This window comes from Mobilicoccus pelagius NBRC 104925 (genome assembly GCF_000247995.1).
In the GTDB taxonomy this organism is placed as follows: Bacteria; Actinomycetota; Actinomycetes; order Actinomycetales; family Dermatophilaceae; genus Mobilicoccus; species Mobilicoccus pelagius.
In genome coordinates, this window is sequence record NZ_BAFE01000058.1 from 1 (window position 1) to 13,989 (window position 13,989).

11 protein-coding genes and 1 tRNA gene are annotated in these 13,989 nt (G+C 71.5%); 5 read left to right on the forward strand and 7 right to left on the reverse strand.

The window, feature by feature from the left end; all coding sequences use genetic code 11:
* Nucleotides 1-172 precede the first annotated feature (172 nt).
* Nucleotides 173-640, reverse strand: coding sequence for a hypothetical protein (locus tag MOPEL_RS09195; RefSeq protein WP_009482620.1), 468 nt, complete (start codon nt 638-640; stop codon nt 173-175).
* 97 nt (nt 641-737) lie between these two features.
* On the opposite strand from MOPEL_RS09195, the gene MOPEL_RS09200 reads away from it, so the two are divergent.
* Nucleotides 738-821, forward strand: a tRNA-Leu gene (locus MOPEL_RS09200).
* A gap of 354 nt (nt 822-1,175) precedes the next feature.
* Here MOPEL_RS09200 and cspE read toward each other — a convergent pair.
* On the reverse strand, nt 1,176-1,382 hold the full coding sequence (cspE, locus tag MOPEL_RS09205) for a transcription antiterminator/RNA stability regulator CspE (RefSeq protein WP_009482621.1): 207 nt from the start codon (nt 1,380-1,382) through the stop codon (nt 1,176-1,178).
* A 924-nt stretch (nt 1,383-2,306) separates the two neighbouring features.
* Here cspE and focA point away from each other — a divergent pair.
* The gene (gene focA / locus MOPEL_RS09210) at nt 2,307-3,260 is read left to right on the forward strand and encodes a formate transporter FocA (RefSeq protein ID WP_009482622.1); all 954 of its coding nucleotides are present in this window, start codon (nt 2,307-2,309) and stop codon (nt 3,258-3,260) included.
* Between the two features lie 90 nt (nt 3,261-3,350).
* Here focA and MOPEL_RS09215 read toward each other — a convergent pair whose 3' ends face one another.
* The 3 genes from MOPEL_RS09215 to ggt all read right to left on the reverse strand — a co-directional run bounded on the left by MOPEL_RS09215 (nt 3,351) and on the right by ggt (nt 6,984).
* Complete coding sequence (locus MOPEL_RS09215) at nt 3,351-4,250, reverse strand: SDR family oxidoreductase (protein WP_009482623.1); 900 nt, start codon at nt 4,248-4,250, stop codon at nt 3,351-3,353.
* A 307-nt stretch (nt 4,251-4,557) separates the two neighbouring features.
* Nucleotides 4,558-4,854 carry a hypothetical protein gene (locus tag MOPEL_RS09220; protein ID WP_009482624.1) on the reverse strand — a complete coding sequence of 99 codons (297 nt, stop codon included), beginning with the start codon at nt 4,852-4,854 and terminating at the stop codon, nt 4,558-4,560.
* A gap of 246 nt (nt 4,855-5,100) precedes the next feature.
* Complete coding sequence (gene ggt / locus MOPEL_RS09225) at nt 5,101-6,984, reverse strand: gamma-glutamyltransferase (RefSeq protein ID WP_009482625.1); 1,884 nt, start codon at nt 6,982-6,984, stop codon at nt 5,101-5,103.
* Between the two features lie 240 nt (nt 6,985-7,224).
* Between ggt and MOPEL_RS09230 the strand changes: the two genes are divergently transcribed.
* From MOPEL_RS09230 to MOPEL_RS09240, 3 genes are all read left to right on the forward strand, one after another.
* A complete protein-coding gene (locus tag MOPEL_RS09230) occupies nt 7,225-8,184 on the forward strand; it encodes an exodeoxyribonuclease III (protein ID WP_009482626.1) in 960 nt (319 codons plus the stop codon).
* Nucleotides 8,185-8,188: 4 nt separating this feature from the next.
* Nucleotides 8,189-8,548, forward strand: a complete 360-nt coding sequence (locus tag MOPEL_RS09235; protein WP_009482627.1) for an antibiotic biosynthesis monooxygenase family protein — start codon at nt 8,189-8,191, stop codon at nt 8,546-8,548.
* A 64-nt stretch (nt 8,549-8,612) separates the two neighbouring features.
* Nucleotides 8,613-9,029, forward strand: coding sequence for a cupin domain-containing protein (locus MOPEL_RS09240; protein WP_009482628.1), 417 nt, complete (start codon nt 8,613-8,615; stop codon nt 9,027-9,029).
* Nucleotides 9,030-9,192: 163 nt separating this feature from the next.
* On the opposite strand, the gene MOPEL_RS09245 is transcribed toward MOPEL_RS09240, so the two are convergent.
* Nucleotides 9,193-12,507: a DEAD/DEAH box helicase gene (locus MOPEL_RS09245; RefSeq protein ID WP_009482629.1), complete on the reverse strand. Its 3,315-nt coding sequence runs from the start codon at nt 12,505-12,507 to the stop codon at nt 9,193-9,195.
* A 347-nt stretch (nt 12,508-12,854) separates the two neighbouring features.
* A complete protein-coding gene (locus MOPEL_RS09250) occupies nt 12,855-13,907 on the reverse strand; it encodes a hypothetical protein (protein WP_009482630.1) in 1,053 nt (350 codons plus the stop codon).
* Nucleotides 13,908-13,989 lie beyond the last annotated feature (82 nt).

Consider the following 13,989-nt stretch of genomic DNA (forward strand, 5'->3'; position numbering starts at 1 on the left):
ATGACGTCTCCCCTCCTCACCCAGATCCGTTCCAGGGTATAGGTCGTGCCTGGAAGTCGCCGGGACGTGAGCCTCTTGCACGCGCGGATCCGGTGTCGCGCACGGTCTTCGGCTGCCCCGAAGGGGTGTGGACATCGCTGCCGGGGTCGTGGCCGGGCCCCTGCGGCGGGGGTCAGGGCGCGGTGCGGAGGAGCCGGCGGAGGACGGTTCCGTAGGCGAGTCGCGCGACGGCGGCGACGACGGGATCGGCGACGGCGGGGACTCCGCGCAGGGTGATGTCCTGCCGCCATTCGACGTGCGTGCGAGAGGCGCGTCCGGCCGAGGACGGGGCGGGGGCGACCGTGACGTCGATGTCGCCGCCGACGACGCGCCCGGTCTTCACGAGGGCGGCACGTCCGGTCGAGGCCGGGGAGGCGGGCGCGTCGAAGCGGCGGACCTCCATGACGTCGTCGACATGGAGGGGGCCGAGCGCGGTGCGGGCGACGAACCGCGAACCGGCACGCAGGTCCCGGTCGCCGGTGCCGTCGCCGCGCAGGGTCGTGAGGGGGATGAACCGGGTGTGCGCGTCGAGGTCCCACACGCGCCGCCACGCCTCCGGGGAGGCGATCGGGACGGTGAGACGCACCGTGAATCGGGCCATGAGGACAGTGTCGCAGCGTCCTCCGATACGGCCCCGCCCCGGCCGGTCGGGATCCGGGTTTGGTGGTTGGGCCCGTCGTCTGGGAGGATCGGTCAGCGCGCGAGTGGCGGAATAGGCAGACGCGCACGGTTCAGGTCCGTGTGCCCGAAAGGGCGTGGGGGTTCAACTCCCCCCTCGCGCACCGGTGGCGACACCACGACGAAGGCCCTGACTCATCGAGTCGGGGCCTTCGTCATGCCCGGGGCACTCTGCCGTCGAAAGTCATCCCCTCGTGGGGGCGACTGTTCGGGACGACACGCAAGCAGGGCATCACCCCCACAGGCGGGCGGCGCGTGACATCGGCATCGGGGCGGCCCACGGTACAAGAGAGCGGCGGGTGCCCCTCGGTGCACTCCGACGGCCCCGGCCGGGCCGAAGTGCGTCGTCACGCCGCGCGGTGGGGCGTGACGGGTGGAGGCATGACAGTGGGCCGCACACCCGAAGGTGTACGGCCCACTGTTGAGCAGGCGTCAGAGCCTGGAAGTGTGACGGACGATCAGCCGATGACGGTGATGTTCGACGCCTGCGGGCCCTTCTGGCCCTGCGTGGTCTCGAACTCGACCTTGGCGCCCTCGTCCAGCGAGCGGTAGCCCGAGGAGTTGATCGCGGAGAAGTGGGCGAAGACGTCGGCGGAGCCGTCGTCGGGGGCGATGAAGCCGAAGCCCTTGTCGGCGTTGAACCACTTCACGGTGCCAGTAGCCATGTCGAAATCTCTCTTTCTGAGGTGGCGCCACCCGGATTCGAGCGGCTGCGGGTGCTGAAGATGCGTGTCACGGCTCAGAAGACGAAATCAACCTTTTCAGGTCACTGCCGACATGCTTTGCACTACCACGTTCAACAACGAGCCCCACACTACGCGAGTTTCGGTGGATCGGCGACCGCATCGTCGCGCAGGGGTCGTCCCCACGCCTCTCGTGCGACTGGTCTACCCCCTGTGGCCTGCGGCTTTACCGGAGGAAAAGAAATTCGAGATCCGTCGCTCCGACGTGCACCGCAGCCTGAAAAATGTGGTCCGGCACGATGCAGAAGGGCGTCCGGGCCCTGCGCGGACGGGTCGCCACGGGGCCCCGACCCGGGACGAGGGTGCTCAGGTCACCCCGCGCTGTTCAGGTGATCTCGTAGGAAGGATCCGCCGGGTTCGTGAGCGTGTCGTGCACGGGGCAGGTGCGCTCGAGTTCATGCCCGTGTCGATGCCGCGATCTCCGGCGGTTCGTCGAAGGTGACGCTTATGCCGCGAACCGTCGCCTACATGTGCAGGCCCTCGACCCGTTCCACCGTCGCCGAGAACGTCGTGTCTGCCATCGTCGACCCCCTTGTGTACGGAGTGCTCGAAAGTCCGTGCGTGCGCGGGAGCCGCCCTCCGGCCCCCGCTTCGACCGTATCCAGGCCCCGTGTCGGCCGCGCACGTTCGGCGAACCCGGCGGCGCGGCGCCGGCGTTCGCCGGATGCCGAGGTGGCGGGTGGGCGTCGCGCCTGGCCCGCGCGGCTCGGCGATCGTCGGGGGCCCTGCTGTTCGGTGATACTGGGATGCGGCGAGGTCGTTCGACCTCCGCGCGGGGGCGCGGGGAGCGGCCCGTCTTCCCCATCCGCTCCCGGCTCGCTCCGGACTGACTCCCGAGGTCTGCCCATGTCGACGTCCGACCACGCCCGCAGGACCACGCCCTCGTCGGCGTCCACGTCCCCCGCCGCACCGGCGCCCGCCCCCGCCGCGCCCGCGGCGTCGTTCTCACTGCTCAACCCGGCGCAGATGTGCCAGGCCGCCGAGGACGCGGCCTACGCCAAGGCGACGAGCCGCCCCGGCAAGTCGTTCCTCCTCGGCATCACCGCCGGCGCCTACATCGCGCTCGGGTTCGTGTTCTTCGTGACGAGTCAGGTCGGCTCGCAGGTGATGCCGTGGGGCGTTGCCAAGGTCCTCGGTGGTCTCGTGTTCTCCACGGGCCTCGGCCTCGTCGTCCTCACCGGCGCCGAGCTGTTCACGTCGTCGACGCTCACGCTCATGGCGAAGGCGTCGGGCCGCATCACGTGGGGGCAGCTCCTGCGCAACTGGGGTGTCGTCTACGTCGCGAACTTCCTCGGCTCGCTGCTCATGGCCGGCCTCATCTACGCCGCCGGTACGTGGCGCAACGCCGACGGTGGTTGGGGTGCGGTCGTGCTCAAGACCACCGCGGCCAAGCTGCACCACGGGTGGGTCGAGGCGTTCGTCCTCGGCATCCTCTGCAACCTGCTCGTCTGCCTCGCCGTGTGGGCCGCCTACTCGGGCCGCACGGCCGTCGACAAGCTCGCGGCCATCACGCTGCCCATCGCCCTGTTCGTCGCGACCGGGTTCGAGCACTCCGTGGCGAACATGTTCATGATCCCGCTCGGCCTCTTGGTCAACAGCGGCGCCGACGCCGCGTTCTGGTCGGCCGCGCACCTCGACCCGGCCACGTTCGCCGGCCTGTCGTGGAGTCAGTTCTTCACCGCCAACCTCATCCCCGTCACGCTCGGCAACATCGTCGGTGGTGGCCTCATGGTCGGCATGTACCAGTGGGTCATCTACCGCTACTACAACGCCCCCAAGTCCGAGGCGCACACCCTCTGACCTGTGCAGGAAGCACGCACGCACGAACGACGACGGAGGCCGCACCCCGACGAGGGGTGCGGCCTCCGTCGCGAGAGGGCCGGGGTCGGCTCAGAAGACGGCCTTGCCGCCCGTGACGCCGAGCACCGACGCGGAGACGTAGCTCGCGTCGGCGGGGGAGGCGAGGAACACGTAGGCGCCCGCGCACTCGGCGGGCTGACCGGCGCGCCCGAGGGCGGTCTCGCCGCCGAACTGCTCGATCTTCTCCTCCGGCTGCGTCGACGGCTGCAGCGGCGTCCAGATCGGGCCGGGGGCGACGGCGTTGACGCGGACGCCCTTCTCGCCGAGCTCGTCGGCGAGGTTGACGGTGAAGTTCGTGATCGCGGCCTTCGTCGCGGCGTAGTCCATGAGGCCAGGGCTCGGCTGGTAGGCCTGCACCGAGGCGCTGTTGATGATGCTCGCGCCCCTCTTGAGGTGCGGCACCGCGGCCTTCGTGATCCAGAAGAGGGCGTAGAGGTTCGTCTTGAACGTGCGGTCGAGCTCCTCGGTCGTGATGTCGAGCATCGAGTCACGACGCGCCATCTGGAATCCGGCGTTGTTGACGAGAATGTCGAGGCCGCCGAGCTCCTCGACGGTCTTCTCGACGATCTCGGTGCAGACGGACTCCTCGCGGATGTCACCGGGGAGGAGCAGCGCCTTGCGGCCGGCCTTCTCGATCCACTTCTTCGTCTCCTCGGCGTCGGACTGCTCCTCGGCCATGTAGGAGATCGCGACGTCGGCGCCCTCGCGGGCGTATGCGATGGCGACGGCGCGACCGATGCCGGAGTCACCGCCGGTGATGAGCGCCTTGAACCCCTCGAGCTTGCCGGAGCCGACGTAGCTCTCCTCGCCGTGGTCGGGCAGCGGGGTCATCTCGGAGGTGAGTCCGGGAGGGGTCTGCCGCTGGGCGGGGAAACCACCCTTGTCGTTGACGAGCTTCTCTGCGGTCTGGACAACTGCGGGGTGCGTCATGCCTCTCCGCTACCCGGCCGGACGGCGGACGAAACGGGCACCGCCCCTCGGCGGGGGCGCGTGCCGCCCCTCGGATGCTCGGCGCGCCGCTCGGCATGGCGGCCGAGGCGCCTTCGCGGTGCGGTGTCGCGACCGCCGCGAACGACGATCAGAACGCGTCTCGGTACACATGCACGGCCCCCTCACCTCGGGGGTTCGTGACGTCGGCCAAGGTTGTGGTCGTCGTTCGATGCGGTGCAGGGCACCCTTGCCCGCCGCACGGTGTGACGGCGCGCAGCGCAGGGCCGAGCGCTGGATGCGGATGATGTCAGAGGCGCACGAGTCGCACCGGCGTCGCGTCCGGGTGGTCGACGGAGAAGGCGAACACCGACCCCGGTGCGGCGGTGGCGGTCTCGATCTCGCGGGCGTCGACGGCGGGGCCGCCGTAGCGGCGGAACGTCGACGTGAACACGTTCGTGCCGGCGACCTGGAGGGCGGACAGGGCCTCGGCCTGGCTGTTCGCGGCGACGACGAGGCGGGCGCGTGTGGCCTCGGCGTCACCGAGGGCGTCGGCGACGGCGGGGTGCACCTTGGCGGTGACTGCGTACACGGGGGTGCCGGGCATGGCGGATTCCTTCGATCAGGGGGTGGCGTTCGAGCGGCACCGTTGCCGCCCCACTCATCGACAGGAAGACCGCGGGGAGCGAGGGCAATGCCCCCGAGGATTCGCTCGTACCCCCCCGACGTCACGTCACCGACCGGTGGCATGGCGGTCACCGGGGGGAGACACGGCGACGCCCCCGCCCCCGCCCCCGGTGGCGGGGGCGGGGCGTCGAGGTGAGCGTCCGTCCGCGAGGACGGAGAGGGGACGTCAGTGCCGGGGTCGGACGACCATCGCGGAGCCCCCGCCGCCGCGCGTGCGTTCGGCGGCGGCGACGAACACGCCACGCGCGGGCATCGCGATGGCCGTGGCGCGCCCGAGGGCGGGGACCGACGTCATCGGCTGACCCATCCCCCGGAGGGCCTCACCGGTCGAAGAGTCGTACAGCCGGGGTTCGGCCCCGGCGTCGGTGTTCCGCGACGACAGTCGGGGCGCATTCACGGCGCCGACCAGGGTGAGGTCGCGGTCGAGGTAGCCGAGGAGGATCTGGGAGGTCGTCGTGATGATCGTGGCCCCGCCGGCCGCGCCGACGGCGAGCACCGGGCGGCCGTCCTTCAGGACGATCGTCGGGGAGATCGACGACCGGGGGCGCTTGCCCGGGCCGGGCAGGTTGGGGTGCGGCACGCCCTTCGTCGGGGGGACGAACTCGAAGTCCGTGAGCTGGTTGTTGAGAAGGAACCCGTAGCCGGGGACGACCATCCCCGATCCGCCGAACTGCTCGATCGTCGAGGTGTAGGAGACGACGTCGCCCCATTTGTCGGCGACGGTGAGATGCGTCGTCGACGCGCCGTCGTGGACCGTGCCCGGCCGCCCTGCGGCGATGGGTCCGCAAGGGGCGTACGTGCCGTCCGGCTGTCCGACCGCGACGGGACGGGGGGCCGCCTTCGACGCGTCGAACCCGCAGGCCCGCTCGGCAGCGTACGCCTCGGACACGAGTTCGTCCGTGGGGACGCCCACGACGTCCGCGACCCACCGGTTGCGGTCGGCGAAGGCCGCCGCGCTCGCCTCCGCGAACCGGTGGAGGTACTGCACGTCGTCGGTGCGTGAGAGGGGGACACCGGTCCGCTTCTCGCTCTGCTCCACGAGTTCGAGGATCTCGGCGACGGCGATCCCGCCTCCGCTCGGGGCGGGCATGCCGTACACGTCGAGGCCCCGGTAGGAGCTGACGACGGGCTTCTTCGGCAGCACCCGGTAGGTGCGCAGATCGCGCATCGTCATCCCTCCGCGCGGCACCGCCACACCGGGCGCGGTGGCAGGTCGGCGCACCGTCTCGACGACGGCCTTCCCGATGGGGCCGCGGTAGAACGCGTCGACGCCGTCGTGACGCAGCATGCCGAACGTCCTCGCGAGGTCGGGCTGGCGCAGCACGTGGCCCGGCTGCACCGGCTTGCCGCCGGGGAGGAAGACGGCCGCCGTGGCGGGGAACTTCGAGAACCGTTCGGCGTTCTCGGTGGTGGCCGTGCTGAACGCCTCGTCGACGACGAATCCCCGGTCGGCGATGCGCTGGGCGGGGGCGAGCATCTCCGAGAGGGATCGGCGGCCCCACCGGTCGAGGATCTCCTGCCACATGGCGGGGGTGCCGGGGACGCCGACGGACAGGCCCGAGTTGACGGCCTTGTCGAAGTCCATCGGGGTGCCGTCCGGTTCGACGAACGTCGTGGGGGTGACCGAACGGGGTGCGGTCTCGCGGCCGTCGAGGGTCTCGACCTTCTTCGTGTGCGCGTCGTAGTGGACGAAGAACCCGCCGCCGCCCATGCCCGTGGCGTAGGGCTCGACGACGTTGAGGGCCGCGGTGGCGGCGACGGCGGCGTCGGCGGCCGTGCCGCCCTTGGCGAGCACGTCGATCGCGACCTGGCTGGCGACGGGGTCGACCGATGCGACTGCGCCTCCCGACCCGGTCATCGTCGCCGTCTTGGGGAGTCGATGGCCGACGGGGCCGCGCTCGGGGGCGGTGTGACCGGGGCGGGTGCGGCCGTCGACGACGCCACTGGGGGTGGTGTGGTCCGGCGAGGTGGGGGAGGCCTGGGCCACCGCGGGGAGGAGGGCGAGGGGGAGGGCGAGCGCGGAGGCGATCGCACCGGCACGGCTCATCATGCGGGTGACCCTACGGCCGCAAGCGGTCTCCCGGGGTCGGACGGACGTGCACGCTTCCGGGCCGGTTCGTCCGGCGTCTCTCGCCCCGTCTGGGGAATCGGCCGGAGAGGGGAGAGGGGAACGCCGGCGGACGAGGTGTCGATGTCGTCGTCTCGGCCTGTCTTGTGAAGTTGCCAGATATTGCTATCGAGACATCGAGCGGGGTCGGAAGCGGTGTGGGCCGCCGATACGATGCGGCTCATGCGAGTCGCGAGCTTCAACGTCAACGGCATCCGGGCGGCGCAGCGGCGGGGGTTCGAGGAGTGGCTCGCGGGGCGGGGGTGCGACGTCGTCGCCCTGCAGGAGGTGCGGTGCCCGGCGCCGATGCTGCCCGAGGGGGTCTTCGGCGACTACCACCTCGCCTACGACCAGGGCACGATCAACGGCCGCAACGGCGTCGCCGTCCTCACGCGGGAGCGGCCGGCGGCCGTACGGGCATGGGGATCCGGTGTGCTCGTGCGCGCGTCGGGGGAGACGCACCTCGAGGAGGAGGGGCACGACCTCGCGTGGCCGTTGTCGCGTGACCTGCGTCGGTTCGCGGCCGAGGGCCGCTACGTCGAGGTCGACCTCGCCGACGCCCCGGTGACGATCGCGTCGCTCTATCTGCCGAAGGGCGGTCTGCCGGCCGAGCTGCAGGTGCCCGGGCGCATGCGGGGCGAACCCGACGGTGGGGCCAAGTACGACCGCAAGATGCGTTTCCTCGCCGGATTCGCGCGGCACCTCACGGCGGCGCGGCGGGCGTCCGCGTCCCGCGGCCGGGAGTACCTCGTCGTCGGCGACTTCAACGTCGCCCACACCCGCCAGGACCTCAAGAACTGGCGCACGAACGGCCGGTCGGAGGGGTTCCTGCCGGAGGAGCGGGAGTGGTTCTCCTCGATCCTCTCCCCGCGGTCCCTCGTCGACGTCGTCCGGCACGTCCACCCCGACGAGGACGGCCCGTACTCGTGGTGGAGCTGGATGGGGCAGTCGTTCGCGAAGAACGTGGGATGGCGCATCGACTACCACCTCGCCTCGCCTCGCCTCGCCCGCACCGCCACCTCCGCCGTCGTCGACCGCGAGGCAAGCTACGAGGAACGCCTCTCCGACCACGCCCCCGTCGTCGTCGACTACGCCTTCCCGGCGTGCCCCCCTCCCCCGGGCGGGTGCGCTGGGGGAGGATGAGGGCATGTCCGTCATCAAGATCAACGCCATCACCGTCCCGGCCGACTCCGGTGACGAGCTCGCGCACCGGTTCGCCGCCCGCGCCGGCGCCGTCGACGGTCAGCCCGGGTTCGAGGGGTTCGAACTCCTCAAGCCCACCGACGAGGGCCGCCGCGTGTGGCTCGTCGTCACCCGCTGGAAGGATGAGGAGTCGTTCCAGGCCTGGGTGAACTCCAAGAACTTCGCCGAGGGCCACGCCCACGGCGGCGAGGCGCCCGCAGGTCACGGCCACGGTGCCGGGGAGGGGCACCGCAAGCCCGTCGGCCTCAGTGCCGAACTGTGGGGGTATGAGGTCGCCGGTGGCAGCACCGGGCACACCGTCTGACACCCCCGCCCGCACGTCCCGCGGCCACCCGACCGCGGAGTCGACCCACCGAGGAGGAGAACGCATGTCCGTCGACATGACCGACCACGGCCCGAAGCCGTACGTCGTCAACATCGAGAGGGCCACCCTCGACAACAGGAACTACCGCACGACGCTGTGGACCGGCAAGAACCTGCAGCTCACCGTCATGGCCATCGCGCCCGGTGACGACATCGGCCTCGAGGTCCACGACGACCACGACCAGTTCCTCCGTGTCGAGGAGGGTCGCGGCAAGGTCCAGATGGGCCCCGCCGAGGACGACCTGAGCTTCGAGCAGATCGCCGGTGACGACGACGCGATCTTCATCCCCGCAGGCTCCTGGCACAACGTCACGAACATCGGTGACGAGCCGCTCAAGGTGTACTCGATCTACGCCCCGCCGGAGCACGAGCACGGCACCGTCCACCCCACCAAGGCGGACGACCCCGAGCACGGCGCCTGATCGACACCTCGATCACCTCGTCTCGGCCCGTCTCGCCGATCGGCAAGACGGGCCGAGACGGTGTCATCGTCGGGCCGTGCCGGGCGTCCCGCACCCGACGATGACGTTCTCTAGGGTGATCTAGCAGAAATGCGATGGTGGTCTCGACAGGGATCGCGAAACCCTACGACAGCAGCGCTCGCAGGTCGTCGGCGGTGAGCGCCGAGCCGAACGCCTCCCCGTCGTCGACGACGCGGGCGAACAGGTCGCGCTTGCGTTGCTGCAGGTCGCGGACCTTCTCCTCGATGGAGTCGGCCGCGACGAGCCGGTACACCATGACCGGGCGCTCCTGCCCGATGCGGTGGGTGCGGTCGATGGCCTGGGCCTCCGCGGCGGGGTTCCACCACGGGTCGAGGACGTAGACGTAGTCGGCCTCGGTGAGCGTGATGCCGAACCCGCCCGCCTTGAGGGAGATGCAGAACGCCGTCGTGCCCCCCGAGCGGAACCGCTGGAGCCGCTCCTGCCGGTCGCGCGTGCTGCCGTCGAGGTACTCCGTCGCGATACCGGCCTTCTCGAGGGCGTCGCGCACCTGCTTGAGGTACCGGGTGAACTGGCTGAACACCAGCGCCCGGTGGCCGCCGCTCGCGAGTTCGGTGAGATGTTCGACGACGACCTCGACCTTGCTCGGCTCGATCTGGGCGTACTGATCGTCGAGCATCGCGGGGGAGAGCGCCATCTGCCGCAGGGTCGTGAGGGCCGACAGCACCGCGACCTGGTTGTTCGGCAGGTCGTCGAGGAGCCCCATGACGCGCATCCGCTCGCGTTGGAGGTGCCGGTCGTAGACCCGCCGATGGGCCGGGTTCATCGGCACGACGAGGGTCTGCTCCTGCTTGGGCGGCAGGTCGGAGGCGACGGCCTCCTTCGTGCGCCGGAGCACGAACGGCGTGATCGTGCGCCGCAGCCCCGCGAGGCGCACCCGGTCGCCGCCCACCTCGATGGGGGTGCGGAAGTCGACGGAGAAGTCCTGCGGCAGCGGGTACAGCATCGGCGCGGTGAGCGACAGCAGTGACCACAGGTCCATGAGCGAGTTCTCGAGCGGGGTGCCCGTCATCGCGAGGGTGAAGTCACGCTCCATGCGCCGCACGACCTGGTACGTCTTCGCGCGATGGTTCTTGACGAACTGCGCCTCGTCGAGGATGAGCGCCCGCCACGCGATGTCGGTGTAGGACTCCTCGCCGAGCCGCAGGAGGGTGTAGCTCGTGAGGACGACGTCGGCGTCGGCGACGAGGGCGGGGAGGGAGTCGCCGCCCTCGCGAAGACGCCGCGACTCGGTCTCGCTCACGGTGACGGCGCGGAGCTGCGGCGCGAACTGTTCGAGCTGCTCGGCCCAGGCCCCGACGACGCTCGTGGGGGCGACGACGAGAACGGGCCCGTCGAGGTCGCCACGCTCCCGCGCCCGTTCGAGGAGGGCGATGACCTGCACCGTCTTGCCGAGACCCATGTCGTCGGCGAGGATCCCGCCCAGCTTGGCGTCCCACAGGGTCGAGGCCCAGCGCAGACCCTCCGCCTGGTAGGGGCGGAGCTCGGCCTGCAGGCCCGACGGGACGACGGCCGCGGACGCGACGGCGTCCGGGGTGAGGGCGGCCCGAAGGGCGCCGACGCGCTCGGCGAAACGGGCGGCCTGCCGGTCGATGACGCCGAGCGAGGCGAGCTGGTCGAAGAGGGCGACGTGGTAGACGGACACGCGGAGCTTGCCCGTCTCGCGGTCGACGAGTGCGCGGGACTCCTCGACGAGCTCACGGAGCCGGTCGAGCGCCGGGGTCTTGAGCGAGAAGTACGTGCCCGAGGCGAGGAGGAGCCGTTCGTCCCCGCGCGCGAGGCCACGGACGACCTCCGACAACGGCACGTTCTCCCCGTCGACGGTGATCGCCACGTCGAGATCGAACCAGTCACGTTCCTCGGTGCGTTCGTCGAGGGCGACGTGGACGACGGGGTCGCCGATCGCCGGCCCGTACTCGGGGATCTCGCCGTGGACGACGACGTCGACGTCCTCGCAGCGTTCGAGCCACGGCAGGCAGTGTTCCGTGAACGTCGCCGCGCCCATGCCGACGAGGGAGACGGGCGAGGCGAGACGCGGTCGTCCGGCGATCGTCGGCAGGAGGCCGGGGCGTTCGCCGAGGGGGCCGCGGGCGAGTCGGTCGAGGACCCGCTGCTCCGCCTCGAGCTGCCGGAACCCGGGGATGCCGTGGTCGGCGAGCGACACGACGCGCACCTCGTCGCCTGCGGGGTAGAGCCACGACCAGTCGATCCACGTCGTGTGGCCCTCCCGGTACGTCGCGACCATCCGCAGTCGGGGCGGCTCGACCTCGGGGACGACCACCGTGTCGGACGTGCGCACCGGCATCGTGCGGCGCAGGGCGGGCAGGTGGGTGGTGAAGAACCGGATCCGGTCGCCCTCGGGGATGCGGACGGGCCGCGGGTCGAGAAGGAGTTGCCGTGCACCCGGGGAGAGTTCGCTGACGAGCGGGCCCATCGTCACGGTTCCCGCGTCGGAGACGGTGATGCCGTGCGTGGGGTCGCCGACCGGACGCACGATGCCCGGCACCGGCACCTCGACGTCCTCGTCGGCCGCGCCGAGACGGTAGGCCGCGGGGCGGAGGACGAGCCCGGAGGACTCCGTCGTGTCGAGGTGCATCGCGGCGATGAGCTCGTCGGCGAGGACGAGGTCACGCCCGTCGGCCATGAGGAGGGTGACACCGCTCGCGACGATCCGTTGGAGCAGCGACCACACCTCGACGCCCATGCTCTCGAGGGAGAGGCTCGCCTGCGGGGTGTCGAAGCGGGACTGCCGGACGGGGTTGGCCCGATCGAGGGCGACGAGCGCGAGACGCTGCGGCTCCGAGAGGCGGCGATGGGGCTCGCGGAGGTCGGTCCAGTTGGCGCCCTGGCCCGTCCAGATGCCGTCGGGGGTGCGGCGCCGCACCCGCATGGTCACGGGGGCGCCGGAGCGGGCGGTGAACTCGAGGGCGAGGGCGTCCTTGACGCCGGACTGGTCGACGACGGGCGACTGCGGCGCCTCCTCGTCGCGGGTGACGACCGCCGCCGTCACGGGAGCGAGACGCCGCTCCCACTCGGGTGAGCCGTCGTCGTCCTCCTCCTCGGGCAGGCCACGGAGCATCTCGCGGGCCCCGGCGAGCACCCCGACGGCGTGGGCACAGTGGTTCTTCACGCGGCACGTGCACGTCGAGTTCCACGACGGGGTGCCGGAGTCGTCGGTCGCGGGCGTCACCGTCGTGCGGAACTCGCGCACCTCCGAGGTCGTGTGGTCGACGATGCGGAGGTGCCCACGGAGGGAGTCGTCGTCGAGCCACTCGATGCGGTCGACGTGGCCACGGCGGTGGTACTGCAGGCCCCGGGCGGTCGTCGGGCCACCGGCGACGCGCTCGATCTGGCCCTCGGGCAGACGACTCACCCAGTGCGCTGTGCTCGGTCCACCCATCCGACCATCGTAGGACGCCCCGGGTCGCCCTGCCACGCACGGCCGCCGGGTCGGAAAGGGGGTGGAACGGGTCGCCGGCCATGTCGAGACGGTCTTCTACCCCTTTCTATGACCTAGGTGATACGGGTTGAGACGAGAGCATCGTCCGGTAGGCGGGGGTTGCGAGGTCCACGAGAGCGCCACGGGAGACACCGGACGGGTCCCGGCCCGGCCCACTCGGGGTCGCCGTGGGGTCGCCGCAGCAGCGTCCGATCACCCTCTCTTCCCGTCTCTGAGGCGCGTGCAAGATAGCCGGATACGCCGTCATCCTGCACGCGATGCGGGAGGCGGGGCCGGTGCCACGGGGGTCACGACGGCCACGTCGCTCCGGCGAGGGCGGCGAGGCCCGCACGGACGTGGAGGGCGTCGACGACCTCGGCGTCGGCGTCGAGGGCCTCGATGAGGGCCCCGTTGAGCGGGGTGAGGAGGCCCTGTCGGATGTTCGCCGACGGTGCGTAGTACTCGAAGAGCAGCCGCAGCGCCTCGTCGGTGACCACCTGCCCGAGGTCGAGGTCGGGCTCCGGGACGTCGAGCGCCGTCGCGACCCGTCGGGCGACGAGACGGCCCGCGGCGTCGACGTCGGGCAGCGTGGGCAGCTCGACGACCCGCTCGAGGAACCCCCGCGCCGCCTGGAACGCGTCGTCGTCGACGTAGCTCGGGTGCACGGCGAGGAGGACCGTCGCGTCGATCTGCTCCGCGAGCACCCGGAGGATCCGCGTGAAGAACTGGCCGCGGAGCTGCGCGTTCTGCGGGGCGAGTGGCGTGGGGACCCACTTGTCGGTGTCGTCGAGGACGACGACCGGCACGACGCCGTAGTCCTCGACGATCGCGAGGAGCTCGCCGACCGCCTCCACGGCCCGCGTCTGCGTCGCCACCTGCTCCTCGAGGGCCTGCCGGACGGCATACGACAGTCCGCCCTTGACGCCCGCGAACCCCGCCTCGGCGGTGTAGGTGCGGGTCGTCTCGCGACCGGGGGAGGGGAGGGTGGCCTCGACGGCGCGGCGGCTGCCGGGGCGGGCGCCGAGGACCTCCTCCCGCACATGGCGGAGGAGGTGGGCGAGGAACGCCTCCGGCTCGACGGCCACCTCGGGCTCCTCGAGCGACACCGGCACCCGCAGTCCGACGACCCCCTCGCCCGCGGTCGCGAGGACGTGGCCGATGATCGACGACTTGCCCGAGCCCGTGGCGCCCATGAGGGCGACGCGACGACGGTGCGTGAGGGCGACCCGCGTCGCGTGCTCGACGGTGCGCTCGCCCGTGAGGCTGTCGAACGGCACGAACACCGTGTGGAGCTCGTGGAGGCGGGGGGCGGGGTTGAAGGCGCGTCGCAGGTCGAGACGGCGCAGTTGCGAGTAGCTCACGGATCCTCCCCTCGGGGCGTCGGGCGCGGGTGTGTCGCCGCCGACGTCGCGGGTGCGGCGCCGGTGGTTCGGTGGGGCGTGG